The organism is Streptomyces sp. P9-A2 (assembly GCF_036634175.1).
In the GTDB taxonomy this organism is placed as follows: Bacteria; Actinomycetota; Actinomycetes; order Streptomycetales; family Streptomycetaceae; genus Streptomyces; species Streptomyces pratens.
This window is the reverse complement of sequence record NZ_JAZIFX010000001.1, coordinates 5185947-5205003: the sequence shown is the minus strand read 5'-3', so window position 1 is coordinate 5205003 and position 19057 is coordinate 5185947. Positions and strand designations below refer to the sequence as shown.

General features: G+C 67.8%; 20 protein-coding genes and 1 pseudogene. 5 read left to right on the top strand and 16 right to left on the bottom strand.

The genetic code is table 11. The features are described 5' to 3' along the window. Positions 1-66: 66 nt before the first annotated feature. The 5 genes from V4Y04_RS23780 to V4Y04_RS23760 all read right to left on the bottom strand — a co-directional run bounded on the left by V4Y04_RS23780 (position 67) and on the right by V4Y04_RS23760 (position 5542). Entirely contained in the window at positions 67-1422 is a 1356-nt protein-coding gene (locus V4Y04_RS23780; protein WP_332430344.1) for a hypothetical protein, read from the bottom strand. Next, a complete protein-coding gene (locus tag V4Y04_RS23775) occupies positions 1419-1745 on the bottom strand; it encodes a hypothetical protein (RefSeq protein WP_332430343.1) in 327 nt (108 codons plus the stop codon). The genes V4Y04_RS23780 and V4Y04_RS23775 overlap by 4 nt, the downstream gene beginning before the upstream one ends. A 238-nt stretch (positions 1746-1983) precedes the next feature. Continuing rightward, the gene (locus tag V4Y04_RS23770; RefSeq protein ID WP_332430342.1) at positions 1984-3615 is read right to left on the bottom strand and encodes an alpha/beta hydrolase; all 1632 of its coding nucleotides are present in this window, start codon (positions 3613-3615) and stop codon (positions 1984-1986) included. 230 nt (positions 3616-3845) lie between these two features. Beyond that, positions 3846-4880: a hypothetical protein gene (locus V4Y04_RS23765; protein WP_443080071.1), complete on the bottom strand. Its 1035-nt coding sequence runs from the start codon at positions 4878-4880 to the stop codon at positions 3846-3848. Then, positions 4868-5542 carry a hypothetical protein gene (locus V4Y04_RS23760; RefSeq protein WP_332430341.1) on the bottom strand — a complete coding sequence of 225 codons (675 nt, stop codon included), beginning with the start codon at positions 5540-5542 and terminating at the stop codon, positions 4868-4870. The genes V4Y04_RS23765 and V4Y04_RS23760 overlap by 13 nt, the downstream gene beginning before the upstream one ends. 304 nt (positions 5543-5846) lie before the next feature. Between V4Y04_RS23760 and V4Y04_RS23755 the strand changes: the two genes are divergently transcribed. After that, positions 5847-7391: an alpha-1,2-mannosidase gene (locus tag V4Y04_RS23755; RefSeq protein ID WP_332430340.1), complete on the top strand. Its 1545-nt coding sequence runs from the start codon at positions 5847-5849 to the stop codon at positions 7389-7391. Between the two features lie 51 nt (positions 7392-7442). After that, entirely contained in the window at positions 7443-7826 is a 384-nt protein-coding gene (locus V4Y04_RS23750) for a DUF192 domain-containing protein (protein WP_332432981.1), read from the top strand. A gap of 14 nt (positions 7827-7840) precedes the next feature. On the opposite strand, the gene V4Y04_RS23745 is transcribed toward V4Y04_RS23750, so the two are convergent. Continuing rightward, positions 7841-8341: an ATP-binding protein gene (locus tag V4Y04_RS23745; RefSeq protein WP_332430339.1), complete on the bottom strand. Its 501-nt coding sequence runs from the start codon at positions 8339-8341 to the stop codon at positions 7841-7843. 286 nt (positions 8342-8627) lie between these two features. Here V4Y04_RS23745 and V4Y04_RS23740 point away from each other — a divergent pair, with 286 nt between their 5' ends. From V4Y04_RS23740 to V4Y04_RS23730, 3 genes are all read left to right on the top strand, one after another. Further along, a complete protein-coding gene (locus tag V4Y04_RS23740; RefSeq protein WP_332430338.1) occupies positions 8628-9479 on the top strand; it encodes a helix-turn-helix domain-containing protein in 852 nt (283 codons plus the stop codon). Positions 9480-9489: 10 nt separating this feature from the next. After that, the gene (locus V4Y04_RS23735) at positions 9490-9681 is read left to right on the top strand and encodes a hypothetical protein (protein WP_332430337.1); all 192 of its coding nucleotides are present in this window, start codon (positions 9490-9492) and stop codon (positions 9679-9681) included. Positions 9682-10040: 359 nt separating this feature from the next. Then, a complete protein-coding gene (locus tag V4Y04_RS23730) occupies positions 10041-10655 on the top strand; it encodes a HEAT repeat domain-containing protein (protein WP_332430336.1) in 615 nt (204 codons plus the stop codon). A gap of 19 nt (positions 10656-10674) precedes the next feature. On the opposite strand, the pseudogene V4Y04_RS23725 reads toward V4Y04_RS23730, so the two are convergent. From V4Y04_RS23725 to V4Y04_RS23680, 10 genes and pseudogenes are all read right to left on the bottom strand, one after another. Continuing rightward, positions 10675-10809: pseudogene (locus V4Y04_RS23725) on the bottom strand (IS5/IS1182 family transposase); the annotation flags it as partial. A 110-nt stretch (positions 10810-10919) separates the two neighbouring features. After that, the gene (locus V4Y04_RS23720; protein WP_332430335.1) at positions 10920-11633 is read right to left on the bottom strand and encodes a hypothetical protein; all 714 of its coding nucleotides are present in this window, start codon (positions 11631-11633) and stop codon (positions 10920-10922) included. A 610-nt stretch (positions 11634-12243) separates the two neighbouring features. Further along, complete coding sequence (locus V4Y04_RS23715; protein ID WP_332430334.1) at positions 12244-12840, bottom strand: OmpA family protein; 597 nt, start codon at positions 12838-12840, stop codon at positions 12244-12246. Between the two features lie 55 nt (positions 12841-12895). Next, entirely contained in the window at positions 12896-13477 is a 582-nt protein-coding gene (locus tag V4Y04_RS23710; RefSeq protein ID WP_332430333.1) for a hypothetical protein, read from the bottom strand. A gap of 34 nt (positions 13478-13511) precedes the next feature. Beyond that, positions 13512-14114, bottom strand: coding sequence for a pilus assembly protein TadG-related protein (locus tag V4Y04_RS23705; RefSeq protein WP_332430332.1), 603 nt, complete (start codon positions 14112-14114; stop codon positions 13512-13514). After that, positions 14111-14305 carry a hypothetical protein gene (locus V4Y04_RS23700; protein ID WP_332430331.1) on the bottom strand — a complete coding sequence of 65 codons (195 nt, stop codon included), beginning with the start codon at positions 14303-14305 and terminating at the stop codon, positions 14111-14113. Before V4Y04_RS23700 ends, V4Y04_RS23705 begins: the two co-directional genes overlap by 4 nt. 160 nt (positions 14306-14465) lie before the next feature. After that, positions 14466-15377 (bottom strand): response regulator transcription factor, encoded by a 912-nt coding sequence (locus V4Y04_RS23695; RefSeq protein ID WP_332430330.1) that lies wholly within the window; start codon positions 15375-15377, stop codon positions 14466-14468. Positions 15378-15454: 77 nt separating this feature from the next. Continuing rightward, positions 15455-16885 (bottom strand): sensor histidine kinase, encoded by a 1431-nt coding sequence (locus tag V4Y04_RS23690; RefSeq protein WP_332430329.1) that lies wholly within the window; start codon positions 16883-16885, stop codon positions 15455-15457. 279 nt (positions 16886-17164) lie between these two features. Beyond that, positions 17165-18052 (bottom strand): DUF5936 domain-containing protein, encoded by an 888-nt coding sequence (locus V4Y04_RS23685; protein ID WP_332430328.1) that lies wholly within the window; start codon positions 18050-18052, stop codon positions 17165-17167. Positions 18053-18110: 58 nt separating this feature from the next. After that, positions 18111-19055, bottom strand: a complete 945-nt coding sequence (locus tag V4Y04_RS23680) for a type II secretion system F family protein (protein WP_332430327.1) — start codon at positions 19053-19055, stop codon at positions 18111-18113. Between the last annotated feature and the right edge of the window lie 2 nt (positions 19056-19057).

The window sequence follows — 19057 nt, the reverse complement described above, 5'->3', positions numbered from 1 at the left end:
TGGACCATGAATTCCAAGCAGTTGACCGGTTGGCAGATCGCATCCGCTTCCTTCCCTCAGAACGCGTCAGAAGAGATGACGAGCAAGACCATAGATCGCTCCGGAGTCCAACAGTAGGCGCGTACCATCAATACCGGCTACTGCGCCGTCCTTTACGCCGTCGTCGTCCGCGTCCACCAACTTGTTACGGAGACCGAACCCAGCAGTCCCAATACCGACGACGCCTGCCGTCCCCTCCACAGCCTTGGCTGAGGCTTCAGGATTATTCGCGCCTCGTACAGCCCGAGCCACCAGCGAATTTCCGAGGTCAGCCACAGCCCTTGCTTCATCCATGGTCTTCGTTCCGACCACTGCCACCCGATCGCCGAGGGTGACACCTGCCGTGCTGCTCAGCGCGGCCCGGATACCTGCGCATCCCCCTTTTCCAACTGCTCCGATCCCCGGCAACGCTCCCAAAAAATCAGCGCCAACTGATACCGCATTACTCCAGAAGTCGGCGTCCAGCTCACCGTTCCGGATTCCATCCCACATAGACATCTGCACTTCAGGGTTAGAGAGCCGCAGCGCGAAGGCAGTCAGACTCACCGCAGAAGAAGTGAGCATCAGCGCCGCTACAGTCGCCAGGCTCCATCCCAGAGGGCCGGAAAGGAGGAGGGCTGCGATGGCGATCAGTCCGGCTGTGAAACTGAGGATGTCCGGCAGGTTGTCCGTCAGCCAGTCGAGTGCCGTGTCGAACATGCCCGGTTCATGCGGAGCAAGCTTCTTCGTCGCGTCGCGGATCTTTTTCGCGCGATGCTGGGCCTGGCGCTCGTGTTCCTCGGCCAGCCTCTTCGCCTTGCCGATGACTTTGTCGAGGTCGGCCTGGGCTTCTTCGAAATCGGCGTTGGCACGGGTCAGTTCCCGTTGCGCCGCACTGTCCCCGTTTGCCTTCTTCTCCAGGTCGGGGTGGTCCTCCGCCTTGCCGACACGCCTCTTCGCCAGGTCCACCGCGGCCTGCGCCTCTTCGGCGTCTTTCTCCAACCGCTTCGCATGCCGCTGGAAGTCGTCCACGTCGCTTTCCCAGCAGCTCAGTTGCTTGGCCGCCTTGCGAAGGGAGCGGGCGGCGTTCTTCAGGTTCAGCGGCAGTGGTCCGTCGTCGAGCTGTTCACGGAAGGCGACGGCGGCATCGCCCTTCCAGTAGCTGCCGTCCAACAGCTTGGTGACCAGCTCGTGGGTGTCCTCGAGTACCTTCGCGCAGCCGTTCAGCTTCTTGTGCAGTCCGCGAATGGTCTCCGTGTCACCCGGTACGGGGTTGAAGCCCAGGTGCGGGTAGTCGGGGTACGGGATGCGGGGCGCGGACTTGAGCCCTTGGGGTTTGCCGAGGTCGGCCCTCGATTTGGGGTCGAGGGCCGCGCCGGTGTCGTCGATCTGGGTGACGGTCATCGTCCGCCGCCGTCCCCGCCCTTGCCGGCGCGGGCCCGTTCGAGGGCCGCTTCCAGGGCCTTGTCGACTTCGAGGTAGCTGTCCTTGCTCTTGCCGATGATCTCGGTGAGGTCCTCGGTCTGCTTGCCGATCTCCTCGGCCCCGTATTTCCAGTCGTCCTGGAAGGTCTCGCAGGCACGGTCGAGGTCGTCCGTGCCGAGTCCGGTGACTGTCGCGTCCGAGAGCGCCTGCCGTACGCCCTTGAGCGAACTTGAGGACTTGCGCAGCGACTTCATGAACCGCTCGAGCTCGTCCCCGTCGACCGCCAACCGCGGCTCAGCCATACGCCCGCCCTCTCCCGATCCGTCTGCACCCATGGAAGGAACGAGAGGTTCCGTCTTTCGTGACGCATCCGGAGCGGAGGGCCCTCTTTAGGAGGAGCGCGCGGTTCAGCGGTTGATGGCCTGGATCTCCTGCGGGACTGTCCTGGACTTTGTGCATGCCCCGGTGGGAACCGTCCGGCCCGGGTCGGGGACCCGTACCCGGGCCGAGGGCGTATCCGGGCCGGGAGCTATGACCGGCTCAGGAGACGGTGCCGGCCGTCCCACCGCCGCCGGTAGCGATGCCGCCGGTCGGCCTGGGCGCGGAGAAGGGGGGCGTGTCCGGTCGGCACGTTGTCCCGGCCGGTGGGAGGGTGCCGTCGACCAAGTAGCGGCCGGTGTACGTGTTGATGCAACTACTGGGGTTGAGCAGTGCGGTGTGCCCGTACCCGTTGTGGGTGAGCAGGCGGGCGTTGGCCAGTTGCTTGGCCATGGCCTGCGCGTTCGTGTAGGGGGTGGAGGGGTCGTAGATGGTGCCGACCACCAGGACGGGGTGTGCCGTCGGCTTGTTCCACGGGCCGACGTAGCGGTCGGCGGCGACCGCGGGCCAGGTCGAACATCCTTCGACGGCCCAGGTCCAGAAGCGTCCGGCGTCGCCCGCACGGGCGGCGGCGGCCTCCTCCAGTCCGTGGTAAACGTTCGGGTCGCGTGGATTGGGGCTGTCGCCGCAGAGGACCGCGGCGCCCTGTTCCTCACCCAGGTACGGATTCGGGTTCGGGACCGCGGGCGGGGGTGGGAACGGGGACGGTTCCGCGACACGCCCCTGCCACAGGTCCTGCAGCCTGCCGGCGAGTTCCGTCCATCCGGGGTGGACGATGTAGAGGCTGTTCACCGCGTCGGCGACGGTGCCGGCGTAGGTCCAGGCGCCCACAGGATGCTTGCGGAGCTTCTGCATCAGCCGGTCGAACTTGTCCCGGGTCGCTTCCGGGCTGCCGGCGGAGAAGGCGCAGCGGGCGGTGGTGGCGGATCCGCACAGGGTGAGGAACTGGTCCAGGGTCGCTGCCGCGGTGCGGTCCGAGCCCATGCGCAGAAAGGTGGTGAGCCGGGGGTCGTCGTCGGATGCGTGGTTCGTCCAGGCCTCGGGGTCGATGTTGCTGTCGAGGACCATGGCGCGGACCTTGTCGGGGAAGAGGTTGGCGTAGGTGGCGCCCAGGATCGTTCCGTAGGAGATCCCCTGGTAGGTGAGCTGTGACTCGCCCACCGCCTGGCGGAGCTGGTCGAGGTCCCGGGCGGTGTCGGTGGTCGACACGTGACGCAGGAGCTCGGGGTCGCGCTGCTCACACCGCCGGGCCAGGTCCTTGTACGCGGCGATGAAGGCCGCCCGCTCCTTGTCTCCCACCGGGAAGCCCGCCGCTTTGCCCGCACTCCAGTCCGCGGCTTCCTCGGGACTCGCGAAGCAGTTCACCGCGGTGCTGCTGCCGATCCCTCGGGGGTCCCAGCTGATGATGTCGAACCGCTCCCGCACCTCGCGCGGGAAGCGCTCGTAGTTCTGTGGCATCTGCACCGTTCCGGGCCCGCCGGGGCCGCCCGGGTTGAAGAAGAGGGTGCCGATGCGCCGGCCGGGGTCGGTGGCCTTGCGTTTGACGACTGCCAGCTCGATGGTGCGCCCACCCGGATTGCCGTAGTCCAGCGGCACCTTCGCGGTCGCGCAGTCGAACTCGCTGCCCGGAACGCAGGGGCTCCAGTCCAACTGCGGGGCGGGCACGGAAGGCGTGGGTTCACCGCCGGCCGCCGCGAGGTCCTGCCCGGTCAGTGCCGTCGAGCAGGTCACCAGCGCCGCGATGACCGCGGCATGGCGTCGGCGGCCCGCTCTGAACCCGCGTATAGGAGGCATGGGCGTACTCCGTCCCTCTCGCTCTTCGTCGCTGAGCGCCCGAGGGCCTGCCAATGCCCGGACCTCGGCACGCGTCCGTGTCAACGACACAGCGATCCGGCAGCGCACGCGAGGCAGTGCGTCCGAATGAGCGAATCACCGCGGCCCGGAAACGCGCACGGTGACGAGCAGTACCACCGGCCCTGTCCCGGCGGTGCGGTTCCGTGCGCAGGTGAGGAGGGGTGTGTGGGTCAGCGGTTGATGGCCTGGATCTCCTGCACGACGACGTCCTGGGTGGCGCCGAAGGTGCCGTCGGGAAGGTCACCGCCCGCGCCACCGGTACCGGTCCACTCGATCTCCCAGGTGACCGTGGCCTGGAGCGGGAAAGTGCCATCACCCGAGGAACGCAGATACCTCACACCACAGGGCGGATCCTGCTCCGCCTTCCCCCTGGCATAGGGCTCACCGATACGCCCGCCGTCGATCTCGCAGACACCCGAGGCGGGGAACGTCTCCGCGTCCGGCGTACCCGGCTCGATCTCCAGCGACACCGGCACCGCCGTCGCCGTCGCCTCGATACCGATCACCGGCACGGAAGCGGTGACCGACACCGGCCTGAACTCCGCCCCGTCCAGCCACGCCCACGTCGGAAGATTCACCTTGGCCTCCCCGGCAGGAGCCAACGTCACCTCCGTACCCGGAACACGGATCTCCGCATAGGCGAGCTCCGCCAGAACCTCCGGAGTCACCGCGTTCTCGATACCGGCCGGCGGGGGATCACCCTGGTCCACCCAGAAATAGTCCTCGTCACAGGCATCCCAGCCCGGGGGATAACTGTCATTGACGTAAGAACCCCACCAGTGCCCCTCCCCCGTCCTGTCCTTGTGGAAATCCTTCTCCGAATCGTCCGGATCGAGATACTTCTTCCGCTGCGCGGCATCCCACTCATGCCCCGTCGACCCGGCCTCCCAGATCGGCTCCAGATACTTCTGTAACTGCTCCGGCGTGTACTTGGGCGCATACCAACAAGCAGGCGGCACCCACGACGTCGACGACCTCAACACACCCGCAGAACCACCACGCCCATTCTTCGAACGATCGAACACCACCCCACCCACAGAGACGGAAACAGTGCCGTCGCCACTGGCGTCGGCCCGCTGCTGCGTCTCGCCGTCCGTGCCACCGCCGAAACCCTTCTCCGCATACGCAGGAGTCGCAGCCGCGAGAACAAGGGCTGCAAGCCCAAGGGGAAGCAGTAGGTGCTCATATCGAATCAAGGCCGGCACTTCGCACTCCCCCTCTGGGAGATGAGCCGCTCGGTAACCCACACGCCATCCTTGTCCTTACGCAGGTTTCCGGCATACACGACGTAGGAGTCCTTACTCGCCGACGTGACGTCGGCCTTTCCGGTCTCCAGGAACTTGTTGAACGCCTTGCTTTGGTCCTCGCAGTACACAAGGGAGGCAGTTCCGTCCCCTTTTACGGCCACGCTCTCGTTGTAGAAGCGGGTCACGCCTGTTGTACGCGCCTTGTGATCAACAAAGTCCTGAATGTACTTCTGGCTCCCAGCAGCAGCCGCGCCCTCGGAGTAGAAGCGGTACGCACCGTGAAGCGGATCCTGCTCGGCGATGGCCATGTCCACAGCCTTGATGCGCTGCTCGGCATCACTGAGCACAGCATCCTTTTCGGCATCGCCGGTCTTGCTCCATTCGAACTCGTACGTGACATCGGATGGCAGCTCGATCTTCGGGCGCCCCGCAGCAGCCGGAGCCGATTCGCTCGGCGGAGCCGACTTCTCGCCGCCCGTGTCAGCGCCCGCGATCTTGTCGCTGTCCTTGTCCTTGTCCTTGGCGGAGCCCTCGTCACCGCTGCCGCCGCAGGCGGTCAGCGTCAGGGCTGCGGTGGCGGTCAGCGCGAGCGCTGCGAGCAGGGTGGGACGGCGGTTCACGGTCGGCTCCCGGTGGGGCGAGGCGTCTCTCGAGCGAACCAACGCTATCCAGCGATACGTAACGACACCAGAGAGAAGAGTGACGACTTGCCGGGCACATCCGGCCAAAACCATTGCTGCGCAGCCCACTTGGAACGGACCCGTTACGCAAGCCGGCACCGCCGACAGTCCAGGCGTCGTTGTTGACCAAAGGCGTTGTCACAGGGGGGCGCTAGGTTCACTGCTCATAGGGTCGGCCGTGGCGCACTCATTGCCATCACGCCGCTCATATCACCTTGTTGACGCTTCATCAGGAGCTGCTGTCATGAGCATGGAAGCCACCTTCGCGGACTTCTCCGTCCATCCGGCCCGGCTGGCCAACGCCGAGGTCCGGCACGAGGACGGCCGGTTCGCCGGGTCCCATCTGGCGCTCGGCGCGGGCGGGTCCGTGACCATGGAGTTCGAGGTGGAGGATCCGGCGGACATCCCTCAGGCGACGCTCACCATGACCGCTCTCGTCTCCAAGCTCGGCCCCGAGCCGGGGTACGCCCCTGTCGACGTTCTGCTCCAGGGGGAGGCGCTGGCCGAGGGACTCACCGTGCCCGGCGGCGGCGACCTCCCGCAGGACAACGTCTTCGCGGTGCCCGGACATCTACTCAAGGCCGGTACCAACACCCTGGAGATACGCTCCTCCGCCAAGGCCCGCAGCATGTTCTGGCTCTACCGGGTCACTCTGGATCCCGTCGGCGAGCGCGGCCGCTCCGAGCGTGCGCGGACCGCGCAGGCCGCCCAGGACTCGGTCTTCACGTACCGGACCGAGCGCCGCCCCGCCCACGGTTCCTCGTCCCGCCCCTGGCAGGCGGCTCCCCGGCTGCTGTTCCACCTCGACCGGGACGAGCGCTCGCTGCCCGCGCAGCTCGGCTGGCAGGGCGACGACGGGACCGAGACGGCCATCAGCTTCCAGTCCAACATGTCGGACTTCCACGGCGTCCACCATGCCGCCGACGGTACGGCGTACGAGTACCGGGGCCGCCTCACCGGCAGGTGGCCGTACGCGGAGGGCATGCCGAACGCCCCGATCTCCGGCTCGCACCACCTGCACCGCTTCCGCACCGAGGAGGGCTGGGGCGGCGGCTGGCACCGCTCCCACGAACTGCGGATCCTGGTCGACGACGGCGGCCCCGCCCCCGTCGAACGGGTGACCTGGCGCGACCAGCGCGGCAACTCCGGCGTGGCCGTGCTGCACACACTGTCGAACGAGGTCGAGGCCACCGATGTCGAGGCGAGCGACGAGTTCGAGGAAGCGGGAGAGATCGCGGCGAACCTCATCGACGAGTCCCGGGACAAGTGGCTGGCCGACGACGACGTCGCGCTGCTCGACTTCACCCTCGCCCGTCCCGCCGCCATCACCTCGTACACCCTGACGTCCGCGAACGACTGCGCCGAGCGCGACCCCCGCGACTGGACCCTCCTCGGCTCCCACGACGGCAATGCCTGGACGCCCCTGGACGTACGCATCGGCGAGCGGTTCACCGACCGCTTCGAGACGAGGGAGTTCTTCCTGCGCCCCCACGCCGACATGCCCGCCTTCCGCCACTACCGCCTCGACATCACCCGCAACTCCGGCGGCCACGAGACCCAGCTCACCGGAGTCCGCTTCATCGAGGCTCCCACCGGCAAGGGATTCACCGGCTACTACCAGCGCTACAACGAGGGCCCCATCGGCTACCGGGGTACGCCGGTCCCCTCCGCGCCGGCCGCCACCCTTCCGGCGCCCCGCCTCGCCTCGGACCTGGACGCCGCCGTGGCGAGCCTGACCGAGACCGCCCAGTCCCTGGCCGCCCTTGCGGCCCGCCTCCGCAACAACTGACCATAGGGGGAAGAAACAGCAGGAGCGGGGCGGGGCGGGAGTGTGGTGACGGTGGCGTGGCGGGACGGGCGCGGGGAGCTGGTCGTGCCGGGTGACGAGGGGCGACCGGACGTGTGCGTGCCTCTGGAGATCGCCGCCTCCTACCGCGCCCGCACCAAGGGGCTGTTGGGGCGGACATCGCTCGACGGCGCGCTGCTCCTCTCCCCCGCCAACAGCATCCACACCTTCCGTATGCGCATGCCCATCGACGTCGCCTACCTCGACCGGCGTCTCCGTGTCATCGCCGTACGCACCATGCCGCCGGGGCGGCTCGGACTGCCGAGGGTGCGGGCACGGCATGTCGTCGAGTCCGAGGCCGGCGCGATGGCGGGGTGGGGGTTGCGGAGCGGGGTGCGGGTGACCGTGGTGACGAGCCCTCCCGACCCCATACCGTGAAGCCGGGCCAGGTCTCAGGACTTCCCCGTCACGTACCCACGTGCGCCACTCCTGGGGAGAACCGCCCACATCCGGGTCCCGCCACCCGGCTCCCGCGCGTCCCCGAAGCCCCACTCCCCCGCACAGGCCTTGACCACGCAGGCCAGCACACGGAGCGCCGCCCGGCGACGGGCATCGCAGGCCGCGGCCAGCCGGGGGTGCGTGTGGCGGGGGTGGGCGTCGTAGAGGACCACGCGGAGGGCGTCGTCCCGGTATCGCAGGGAGACGTACACCTCAGCGGAGGGCGCCAACCGGTATGAGCAGGCCACCAGTTCACCCACCACCTGTACCGCGGCATCCATCACGTCGTCCAGACCATGGGCCGTCAGGACGGTCCGGGTCGCGGCGCGGACGATGGCGGGACTCCGCGGGGCCGAAGGGAGAGTCAGGCTGTAGGCGAGGGTGTCGGGAGCAGGCGGAGCGGGCGGCCGGTCGACGGGTGCGGCGATCGGACAGAGGGACGAGGGCTCAGGCATGGCAACTCCCGATGGCTGGTTACTGGCTGCTGGTTGCTGGTCTGCGAAGCGGTCCGGCCAGTGGCCTGTCTCCCTGACACGGGCACACCCATCCCAGGGCAGGAGGGCGCGGGTGAGCTCGTGTGATGCACTTCCGACCGTCACGAATCGCGACTGCTTCATCGCCGACAGTAGATGATCGAGGTGGCAAATTGCCACCCAATGGTCGAATTTGCCACTCGTCTGGGTGGACCTACCGAACCGACAAGGGGCAGACTGACGCCGCGACCATTGGAGGAAGTGACAGATGCCGCCGAGGGCAACGCCCACTCAACGCCAGCGACGACTGGGCGCGGAACTGCGGAAGATGCGTCTCGCAGCAGAGGTGTCGACGGAATACGCAGCCGGGCTGCTCGGCCTCGATCGGGCAAAGATCTCCAATATCGAGGCAGGGGTCCGGACCATCACCCCCGAACGCCTGCGGACCCTCGCGTGCAACTACGACTGCCGCGACGAGGAATACGTCGAGGCCCTCGCGAACATGGCCGGCGACCGGACCCGGGGCTGGTGGGAGTCGTATCGCGGTCAACTCCCCGCAGCTCTGCTGGACATTGCCGAGATGGAATGGCGAGCCGGACGAGTCCGGGGCGGGCTGGCTCTGCACGTACCGGGCCTGTTGCAGACCGACGCCTACGCACGCAGACTGTTCGCCGCCGCTCTACCGCCCCTGTCACCGGCCGAGATCGAACTGCGAGTGGCGCATCGCATGCAACGTCAACAGGCCCTGCATCGGAAAGCCCCGATCATGTACGTCGGCTACGTGCACGAGGCCGCGCTGCGCGTCGAGTTCGGCGGCACGAAAACCATGCGCGCGCAGCTCGACCACCTCTGCGACCTGTCGGAACTCTTGAACATCGACGTGCGGGTGATCCGCTTCAAGGCCGGAGCCTTCCCCGGAGCCGGTCAAGGGCTCACCTACGCGGAGGCGGCAGTACCCCAACTCGACACGGCGGAACTGGATTCGGCTCACGGGCCCGAGTTCCTTCACGGTCAGTCCCAACTGGCCAAGTACCGTGCACACCTCGACTGGATGGAAGAGGCTTCGCTCTCGTCGGCCGCTTCGCGCGACTTCATCCACACCATCGCCAGCGACCTCTGAGGAGCACCCCATGGCAGACATCACCTGGGAAGAGCCCTTCTGCGCCGAGGGCGCCAACTGCTTCCGCATAGGCACCGACACCGACGGCAACGCCTACATCGCCGTCGCCGGCCAGGAGGGCACCCCCCTCACCGACACCCGGGAAGCCCTCCGCCACCTCATCCTCGAGATCAAGTCCGGCAAGGCCGACCACCTGCTGTAGGACAGCCCTCGCCCGGAACACTCAAGTCCTCGGCGCTCATCAGATCACCCACTGGTCGGAGTGCGGCACGGCCGCAGGGCCTCGGGCCAGAGCAGCCGCGCCTCGATCCCGTCACCCGTGAGACCGACAAGCCGTTTCACCGCCCACCCGTTCCACTGAACGGCACGGGGAAACTGCGGCAACCGGAGGGAAAGTTCCCCCTGGGCCAGCCCTTCTCTCCCATCCACTCGGCCCTCAGCCGAGTAAGACGTCTTTTCTTATGGCTGCCTGATGCCCGAAGTCATTGCCCGCCGTTCAGTGTCAGTGGAAGCACCTAGCGTTGCAGTTCGAGCAGATCTCATCAGGAGGCATACGCGGTGTTGACGTTGGACGAGGCGGTTGTTCAGCTTGACGACAGGTCCTCGGCGAAACGCCGTGCGGCCGCGAAACGACTACGCAGACTCGCTGCCGAGACCGCCGGCCCGTCGCTGCTGCGGGCCCTCCAGCGTGAGGTTCGCGACCTGCGGACGTGGGAAACTCAGTACCAGATGGTCATGGCTCTCGGAGCGTGCGATCACCGGCCGGCGGTCCCGTTCCTGAGCGATCTGGCTCAGCGGCCCCTGGATGCCACGATGGTGTATGTCGCCCTTGGTGACTCGATCGTGCGCCTGCGCGGCGCCGAAGAGGGAACCTCGGTCCCTGTGCGATCGTGCCTGGAGAGCGGAACGCCCATGCTTGCCGACGGAGCCCTCCGCGCTGTCGCCATGCTGCGCTCGGTGCCGGAGCCGGAGACCGTCGACTACATCCTCGACTTTCTTGCACCGCTGCAGTCTCATGATGGACTGCGTTTCTGGGCCGCAGCGGCAGCAGCCGGATGGCCGGGTGAGCGGGTCCGCGCATTTTTGGAGAGGTGTGTGGCAGGTCCGCGGGCGGACGTGGCTGATGCAGCGTCCTCGTCGCTGGAAAGCAAGTACCAGACCTATCGCCCGCTCTAGCGTGGCCGAACGACCTCTGGCGCGCAGTTGGGCTGGGCGGGTTCAACTCAGTCGTCCCTTTTGTGGCCCGCAGGCTGACCGAGTCGATTGCACACCGCGACCAGTCCAGCTCTCCGCGGGTTCCGGGGTCGCCGAGAACGACGCGGTGAAGCCTCTTTACCTCAGAACGCGTTCCCGCACCTGTGTCTCAACTCCCATGGCATTTCCTCGGACCCAGTCCGACCCATGCTGGAAGATGGGGCGTGCTGCCCTGAAGCGGTCGGGTTACTGACCGTGTAGCCAGATCCGCAGCGGACCTACCGGCTCGAAGCCATGGCGGATGGCTTCCGCCAGGTCGTCACCCTGCTCGTAGCCGACCACCGGCAGGGCGGGGAACAGCCTGTTCACCGCGTCCAGCACGACCGGCCAGGCCGCGTCAGGGCCGCCGTCCAGTGCGAAGACATTGGAAATTCCGACCATGTGGTCGCTGAGGCTGGCCACCGCGCCGGCGATCACCCGGCCGTCGGCTGACTGTCCGGCGAGCACCCGGATGGCGGGGTCATCGAGCAGTTCGGGCCGGAAGAGGTCCGCGTTGCCGTTCCCGTCGTCCCAGGCCAGCGCCCAGGCCCGCAGCGTGTCCGGGTCGCCCGCCACATCCCAGTCGAGGCCCGACGCGGGGGCGGGTGTGCTCGCCGGACGGTGGATCCACTGCGCTTCGAACAGCACCTGAAAGCCGACCTCCGCCAGGTCGAGGTCGGCGAAGCTGTCCTTGATGGAGGCGCCGGGCGCGGTGGTGTCGATCCGGGCCGCCAGCACGGTCCGGTCGGCGTTCGGCACCAGCGTCACCGCGTCGGGGTAGTAGAGCGGCGTGCGAGACGGAGCGGTCCACGCCTGCGCCCCGAACTCGCCTGCCAAGCCGTGTGATCGGCTCATCGCCGCGCACCACTCGGCGTTGTTGTGGGCAGCGGCCCGGACCAGGAGTTGCTTCGGAGTCGTCACAAGTGCGGATCATGACGACTCCGGCCCGGCCCGTCGAACGGTTTTCCGCTCGTGGCAAGAGGGACGCTCCCCCCGAAAGCCCATCAGCCGGCCCTCGGGGGCACTACGTGATCGTCAACAAGGGCAGATGAGCGGGAGTGATGGCGAGACGCCGTGCTGCTCCGGCGGGCAGTTGGGGGTGGTTTCGCCAGTGTGGTGAGGCGAACAGGCCATTGAGAACGACAGCTTCGGGAGAGGCGACCAGTTCGATCCTGGCTTCGGAGGGACGGTGGGGATCACCGAACGGGTCCTCGCTCAGAACATCTAGTCGACGGTCCCCTCCGCTGCCCGCGCGAAGAAGTCCGACACGTGCGACCGCCCCGGCCCGACACCTCATCACGCCAGAACAGCCAGAACGGCTGCGCGGCGAACCCCACGACCTGCGGATCGAAATCCATCAAGATCGCGCAATCACGCTCCAGCCACGACTCGAACCCGACATGCCGCCTGGTCGTCGCCGACCAGTACAGGCCCGGGAGCGGCATAAGTGCCGCCGTCGTGCAGTTCTCGCTGAGATTATGCAGCGAGTTCTGAGACCCTACAGTGCGGGCGACGGCTGGAGCCCAGGTCGTCAGCTCGCTGTGCGGGGGAACGAGATCTCGACCCTGCGGTTCTTCTTGCGGCCGGCCTCGGTGGAATTGTCGGCGATCGGGTACTGCTCCCCGTAGCCGCGCACCTCGTACGTGACGTTGGGGTCGTTGAGCTCCTGACCCAGGATGGTGTGCACTGCGTTCGCGCGTTTGCGGGACAGGACGTCGCCGTGGGCCGAGGAGCCCAGGTCGTCCGTGAAACCGAAGACACGGATCCTCGCCGCGTTCTGCTTCTTGATCTCCTCGGCGATCGTGCCGATACGGGCCTTCGCCTGGGCGCCGAGCTTCGCACTGTCCTTGCCGAACAGCACCTCGGCCTGCAGCGCGAATGTCACCTCCGCGTTGGTGTCCTCGCGGCGCTCGTCACCGCTCTGCTCCTCGACGACCTGCTTGATGTCCAGGACCTTCGGTTCGGCGAGGGTGGCGCCGTCGGGGAGCTTCAGGTCCGGGTCGTTGCCGTCGAGCTCGACGGGGGCGGAGGCAGTGGCTTCGGTGCCGGGGGGGACGCTGGGGTCGTCGGCGGCGTGTGCAGCAACCTCGTTGACGCTCGTGGCGAGCAGGACCGCAACTGCCGTCATGGCAAACCACTTGCCCGCTGTGGCATGTGGGATTCGAGACGTGGTCATTCGGGCATCACCCGGTGATCCCGATGACGCCAGCTGAGAACATGGGCAGCTGGAACGTCAACTCAGTCGTCTCCGCAGGCGGTGCGGGGAATTGCATGAAGACGGGAATTGAATCACCTGGCTTCAGATTAGGGAAATTTGTTGTCGTGAGCGGGCGGCCGTCTGTGTCCCGCAATACGTAGTAGCGCTTCTTTCCCTTGGAGTCCACCAGAGTGGCACCACCAAGAGACCTACCATTCTTAATGATCTCTGTCTCATTGCCACTTACCTGAGCAGGGACGACAGACACCTTACTCGCATCGTTCTTCAAGTCACCGCTCACGGTCAGGAAGCCACCTGAGTCCCGCTGCGCCGCGATGATCTTGAGCAGCAGGCCAGACGGGCCCTTCAGCTCGGCCAACGGCTCCGCCGACTGCCCCTCTTGAGCACTCGGGTCGGACCCTTCTTCCTTAGGTGTAGATGCCGAAGCGTTCGGTTTTTCATCGCCGCCTCCGTCGCTGCTGCACCCGACAGCCCCTAGGGACAGTCCGGTTGCCAGAGTCAGCGCGACCATCCCTCTGCGGGCCCGCATCGTGAACCACATACTCATGCCCCTGCTTCCCTATTCACTCGTTTCTTGCCGATCAGTCGGACAGGTGGACATCGAAGAGGTCCTCAGGCTTTGGGAGAAGCTCTTCGGAATCTTCCGGATCCAGCTCCCATTCCCTGTCCTTGCAAGTGAGCAGAGGCAGCGTTTCCTCCTCCGCATCCTCCGCCGGAAGCTCAAATCCGCAAAGGGATTTGATTACGGCTGTGGCAGTCGCCTCAGACTTGAAATCTTCCGTACCTGGGACAATGGACTCCCCCACGGACTCGGTACTCCTGACCTCGACCGTATAACCGAGAAGACCTTCAGGAGCGCAGTTCAGCACTTCGGCAGCGTTCTGAGCCGCGAGTTGATCCGCGCGCCAGCAAGACAGCGCGAGTCCGTCCGCCGCACCGTCGAAGATCTCATCCCACTTGATCGGATCAAGGAGGTCCTGGATCCACGCACCCGCGAGCTGATCTCGTCTGTCCTGAGCGGCTGCGAGAGCAGCCGCATCGGCGGCGGTCTGGGCGCCGTTCCGGTTCACTGTCGCCTGGCCGACTGCGAAGTACGCAAACGCAAGGAAGAGCAGGCCTCCCACCACCGTGATGTAGATAGGGAAAGCCTGCCCTGTGTCGCCGTACCTACGGGGCCGCGTCAACCGGTCACTTCTGCGATCTTCGCCGTGATCGCCGTGTAAATCGTCTGTCCGATGTCCGTCCCCGTGATCGCCAGCACGATCGCCACCACCACCGCGATGATGCCCAGGTACTCCACCGCCGTCTGGCCCCTGTCGTTGCGGGCGGTGCGGGATTGGAGGTAGGTGACCGTGGTGTTGATCCAGTTGCTCATGGTGTTCCCCTCCGGCTGACGCGGTTGCGGCTTCCTTCAGGGTGCCGCATTCGATATCAGCAACGTACGGCGAATCTCCCGGTCCGCCAGAGGGCCCCAGGACCCAATCCCGGGCCCAGTTGCCGGGCCGCCGCTTCGTCCTCCCTCTCGTCACCGCAGGTCACCCCAGTTCTCGTGCGGAGTCCGGGGCCGTGCCGAGCCACTTCGCGGCGGCTTCGGAACGGCTGGTGCTGTGGAGCTTGGCGAAGATGCGGTTGATGTGGTTCTTGACCGTCTTCTCGCTGATGAAACAAGTGGCGGCGATCTGTTGGTTGTTCATGCCGGATGCGATGTGGTTCATGATCTCCGCCTCCCTGCTGCTCAGCTGGAACCTCGACCTGTCGAAAGCGGCTGCCGGACGACCACTTGCCCACCCCGACGACAACTGTCCCACATTCGGTTGCAGTTGCGAAAGGTTTTGTGAAGAAATAGGTGGGGGTGCGGGGTGCGATGCGCTTGATCTGCCTGGTAGTTCTGCTTGTTGGAGGTTCATATACGGCAGCTTCGGCGTGGAAAGTTCGTATGCAGTCGCATCCGTTCGGCCTCCCAGGCCTTCCGGTAGGGGCGGGCCCGAGGGGGTCTTGCGGAGCTGGGCCAGCAGCGCTTCCGCCGCCGTGGGGGTGAAGTGGGGGCGGCCGTGGCTGATGTCCCTCACCGCCGAGACCAGTTGGTCCGCCGTGAACTCGCCGTGGACCAGGTATCCGCCCGCTCCCCTGCGCAGCGCCTCCTCGACGATCTCCGACTCTCCGCTGTACGTCAGCATCATCACCGGGGCGATCCGCACCAGGTACGGAAGCGCTGTGATGCCGTCCATGCCCGGCATCCGGACGTCGAGGAGGATGACGTCGGGGCGGTGGTCGCGGGCCGCCTCGCAGGCCTCCCTGCCGTCCGTCGCCTCCGCCACGACTCTTATCCCCTCTCGGCCGGAGAGCAGGGCCGTCAGGCCCGCGCGGACCACCGGGTTGTCGTCGGCGACGAGGACCCGCAGGGTCGCGGTGGCCGGGGGCGCCTGGTTCGGCATCGTCCGCGTCATCGGGGGTGCCTCCTCTCGGGGTGGACGAGGGTGTGGGGTTGCGGGGATGTGGGTGTACGGGGGTGTGAGGTGCGGGGTCATCGGGCCGCCTTCGCCGGCATGGACGTGCCTGTGCGTGGCCCGACGGGCGCCAGGGGGAGTTCCAGGCGGACTTCGGTGCCGCGTGGGTGGGTGCCTCGGCCGACGCGGATGCGGGCGCCGATCGCCGCCGCGCGCTCGACCATTCCGACCAGCCCGAAGTGGCCGTCCCTGCGGAGTTGTTCGAGGTTCGTGCCGGGAGGGAGGCCGCGGCCGTCGTCGTGGACGATGACGCGGAGCAGGCCGCCGTGGACGCCCGCGCCGACGGCGACCCGGGTCGGGCGGGCATGACGATGGGCGTTCTCCATGGCCTCTCCGACGATGGTGAGGACCTGGCGGGCCACCGGGAGGGGGGCCATGACGGGGCGGTGCAACGGGGCCGTGTTGTCGCCGGTCCGGCCGAATGCCGCCGGGAGACCGGTGCGGGTGCTGAAGTCGCTTGTGCACCGTGCCAGTTCGGCCAGTAAGTTCACACTCTGCCCCGAGTCCTTTCCCGCGTTCGTTTCCGCGTTCGTCTCCCTGTCCGTCCGCTCACTCGTCCCCGCGCCCGAGCCCTCGCCCCTTCCCGTGCCCGCCGCCGCGCCGCGGGGCGGCTCGCCGCGCAGGTCCGCCAGGAGTTCGCGGGACTCGGCGGCGGCTCTGCGGGCCGAGCGGGCGACCAGTTCCGCCTGTTGCCGCACCAGGGGGACGTTCACGCGGCCGGCGTTCGCCGAGCCGGCGAGGCCGTCGGCGGCCAGGGCGACTCCGTACAGGGTCTTCGCCACCGAGTCGTGCATCTCGCGGGCCAGGCGGGCGCGTTCCTCGCTGACCGCCTCCGCGGCGGCCAGGCGGGCCTGGACCGTGGTCAGGGCCCGGGTGGCCGTGCCGAAGCGGAGCAGGAGGTTGCGCAGGCTGGAGCCGACCGCGCCCGTGATGACGCAGAGGCCCGGCAGGAACAGTGTCTCCGTGGGGCTCGTGTGCGGGTCCGCGTCCGCCAGGGTCGCGTGGACCAGGAGCAGGATCAGGCCCTGGAGGGAGGCGAACACCGCCGCCCCCCGCCAGCCGTAGACCAGACCGGCGAGGAGCGGGGTGCAGACGCCGGCGTAGGCGAGGAGGCTGTCGGGGCCGGCGGAGACGAGGAGGAGGGAGCCGAAGAGGGTGTCCACGGCGAGCAGGCTGGGGTGGCGCAGGAGGAGGGGGCCGAAGCGTTCCCAGTCCCGGACGAGGACGTAGGACGCCATGAAGGTGACCACGACCGCGCTGCCGACCAGGCGCACTCCCCAGCCCGGCCCAGCGTTGAGGAGGGCGGCGGGGGCGGCGAGCGCGATCACCGCCAGCCGGAAGCCGAACACCTGCCGGCACAGGGCCTGGAGGGCGTTGATCTGGAGGTCGACATCCGGTGCGGGTGGGTGGAGGGCTCCTCGGTGCCTCGCGGGGCGGCTGCCGTTCATGGGCCGCACCGGTCGCACCGTCGATCTCGGTGGCACCGGCGACCCCGGTGGCACCGGAGTGCCCGGCATGCCTCTGACGCCATGCTCCGGGAGGGCCGAACGCTCCGGGAGGGCCGGGACGCCCGCCGAGGGCCTGGCGGCCCGGGGCGGCCGGGCGCGGCGCCACAGCCCTCTTCCGCCCCTCCGCCGGCCCTTGCGCTCCAGTCGGCCCCTACGTCCCAGGCGCCGCCCGCCGCGCTCCCCGTTCGTCGTCGTCCCGCCGTCCACCGCCCCCGCCCCCTACTCGCCCGTGATCGAGCCGAAGTCGGTGCCGGAGCCCAGGATCAGGCCCGCGCCGAGGAGGATCATCGTGGCCGGGACCATGAACGTGGTGATCATCATGGTGGCCTTGGGGACCGCGCGGGCGGCCTTGCGGCGGGCGTTCTGCGCGTCCGTACGGCGCATGTCCTTCGCGAGGGCGACCAGTGTCTCCACGATGGGGGCGCCGAGTTCCTCGCCCTGCTGCAACGCGGTGACGAACATGGCGACCTGTTCGGAGTCGTTGCGGCGGCGCAGTTCCGTGAAGGCCTGGCGGCGGCTCATGCCGAGGTCCATCTGGCGCAGCGTGATGCGCAGTTCGTCCGCCCACGGGCCCTCGTACCTGGTGGCGACCCGGTCCAGGGCCTGCCGGAAGCCGAGGCCCGCGCTGACTACGACGGCGAGGACGTCCAGGAAGTCGGGGAGCGTACGTTCGATCACGTCCCGGCGGATGCGGATCGCCGACCAGATGCCGACCTCCGTCCAGAACGCGCCGAAGGCGAGCAGCAGCAGGGCGACGAAGAACTGCCCGCGCATGAGGAAGACCAGGAAGCCGAGGCCGCCGAGGAAGCCGTAGACCGCGCGGCGGGCGGCGTAGCGGTCGATGGTGAGGCCGCCGGGGTTGCCCGCGAGGTCGATCCTGCGGCGGTACTTGGCGACCCGCTGGGGGCCCATGACGCGCAGGACGGCCGGGGCGTAGCGCATGCCCATGCGGTCGACGAGCGAGTCCACCGCGCCGGTGCGGGTGGCGCCGACCTCCAGCGCGAGGGCCAGGTCGGTGGGGAGTTTCGCGTCGGCGCGGTACATGCGCACACCGGCGAAGACGCCCCATACGGCGACGGCCATGACCAGCGCCAGCAGAAGTCCCATGTCAGTCACTCCCTCCTCTGCCTTCCACGTTTCTCTCCGCCTTCCACGGTCGGGCTGCTCAGACGTCGATACGGGACAGGCGGCGGATCAGGACGAAGCCGATCGCGTACAGGCCGAAGGCGACGATCACGGCGCCCTGGCCGACCGGGGAGTCGGTCATGCGTTCCAGGGCGCCGTCCTTCACCCCGTTCATCAGGAACAACGAGCCGACCCCCAGGACGGGGACGGCGTACGACGTCATGCTCACCTGGGAGAGCTGGGTACGGACCTCGCGCCGGGTCTCCTTGCGTTCCTCCAGGGTGTCGGTGAGGTTCCGCAGGGCGCTGACCATCTGGCCGCCGGCCCGGTTGGACAGCACCAGGGTGGTGACGAGGACAACGAGTTCGCGGGAGGGGAGCCGCTCCGCGAGTTCCCCCAGGGCGTCGTCCATCGAGGCGCCGAGGGCCAGTTGGTTGTCCACCTTGACCAGCTCCTCGCCGGCCGGGGCCTCCAGCTCCTCCGCCGCCATGCCGATCGCCGTCCGCAGGGCGAGGCCGGCCTGGGTGGCGTTGGCCAGGATGCGGGCGAGTTCGGGGAGTTGGTTGATGAACTTCTCGATGCGTTTCTGGCGCTGCCAGTCGAGGAACTGGAACGCCGCCCAGATGCCGAGCAGTCCGGCCAGCGGGCCGAAGAACGGGGCCAGGACGGCCTGGCCGGTGAGAAGGAGGCCCAGGCCCAGGGCGATCATGCCGGCGAAGAACTCGCCGGGGGTGATGTCGAGGCCGGTCGCGGTCAGGCGCAGTTCCAGTTTCCTGCCGAACGTGGTGCGGCGCAGCCGGCGGTCCAGGGTGGGGAAGTGGCGCCGGCGCCCGTTGACCGTGACCTGGCCGGTGTGCGTCAACCGGTCCACCAGCGCCTGCCGCTGAGCCCTGCCCTCGGCGTACAGGTGCGCGCCGGTCACCGCGAGGACGCAGGTCAGCAGTGCGACACCGGTGGTCAGCGTGATCAGGTTCTGCAGCTCCATGA

Bases quoted from the DNA above. Each gene is read 5' to 3' on its own strand.
- V4Y04_RS23780 (WP_332430344.1), bottom strand. From the start codon at position 1,422: ATGACCGTCACCCAGATCGACGACACCGGCGCGGCCCTCGACCCCAAA.
- V4Y04_RS23775 (WP_332430343.1), bottom strand. From the start codon at position 1,745: ATGGCTGAGCCGCGGTTGGCGGTCGACGGGGACGAGCTCGAGCGGTTC.
- V4Y04_RS23770 (WP_332430342.1), bottom strand. From the start codon at position 3,615: ATGCCTCCTATACGCGGGTTCAGAGCGGGCCGCCGACGCCATGCCGCG.
- V4Y04_RS23755 (WP_332430340.1), top strand. From the start codon at position 5,847: ATGAGCATGGAAGCCACCTTCGCGGACTTCTCCGTCCATCCGGCCCGG.
- V4Y04_RS23745 (WP_332430339.1), bottom strand. From the start codon at position 8,341: ATGCCTGAGCCCTCGTCCCTCTGTCCGATCGCCGCACCCGTCGACCGG.
- V4Y04_RS23740 (WP_332430338.1), top strand. From the start codon at position 8,628: ATGCCGCCGAGGGCAACGCCCACTCAACGCCAGCGACGACTGGGCGCG.
- V4Y04_RS23735 (WP_332430337.1), top strand. From the start codon at position 9,490: ATGGCAGACATCACCTGGGAAGAGCCCTTCTGCGCCGAGGGCGCCAAC.
- V4Y04_RS23715 (WP_332430334.1), bottom strand. From the start codon at position 12,840: ATGACGGCAGTTGCGGTCCTGCTCGCCACGAGCGTCAACGAGGTTGCT.
- V4Y04_RS23710 (WP_332430333.1), bottom strand. From the start codon at position 13,477: ATGAGTATGTGGTTCACGATGCGGGCCCGCAGAGGGATGGTCGCGCTG.
- V4Y04_RS23700 (WP_332430331.1), bottom strand. From the start codon at position 14,305: ATGAGCAACTGGATCAACACCACGGTCACCTACCTCCAATCCCGCACC.
- V4Y04_RS23695 (WP_332430330.1), bottom strand. From the start codon at position 15,377: ATGACGCGGACGATGCCGAACCAGGCGCCCCCGGCCACCGCGACCCTG.
- V4Y04_RS23690 (WP_332430329.1), bottom strand. From the start codon at position 16,885: ATGAACGGCAGCCGCCCCGCGAGGCACCGAGGAGCCCTCCACCCACCC.
- V4Y04_RS23685 (WP_332430328.1), bottom strand. From the start codon at position 18,052: ATGGGACTTCTGCTGGCGCTGGTCATGGCCGTCGCCGTATGGGGCGTC.
- V4Y04_RS23680 (WP_332430327.1), bottom strand. From the start codon at position 19,055: ATGGAGCTGCAGAACCTGATCACGCTGACCACCGGTGTCGCACTGCTG.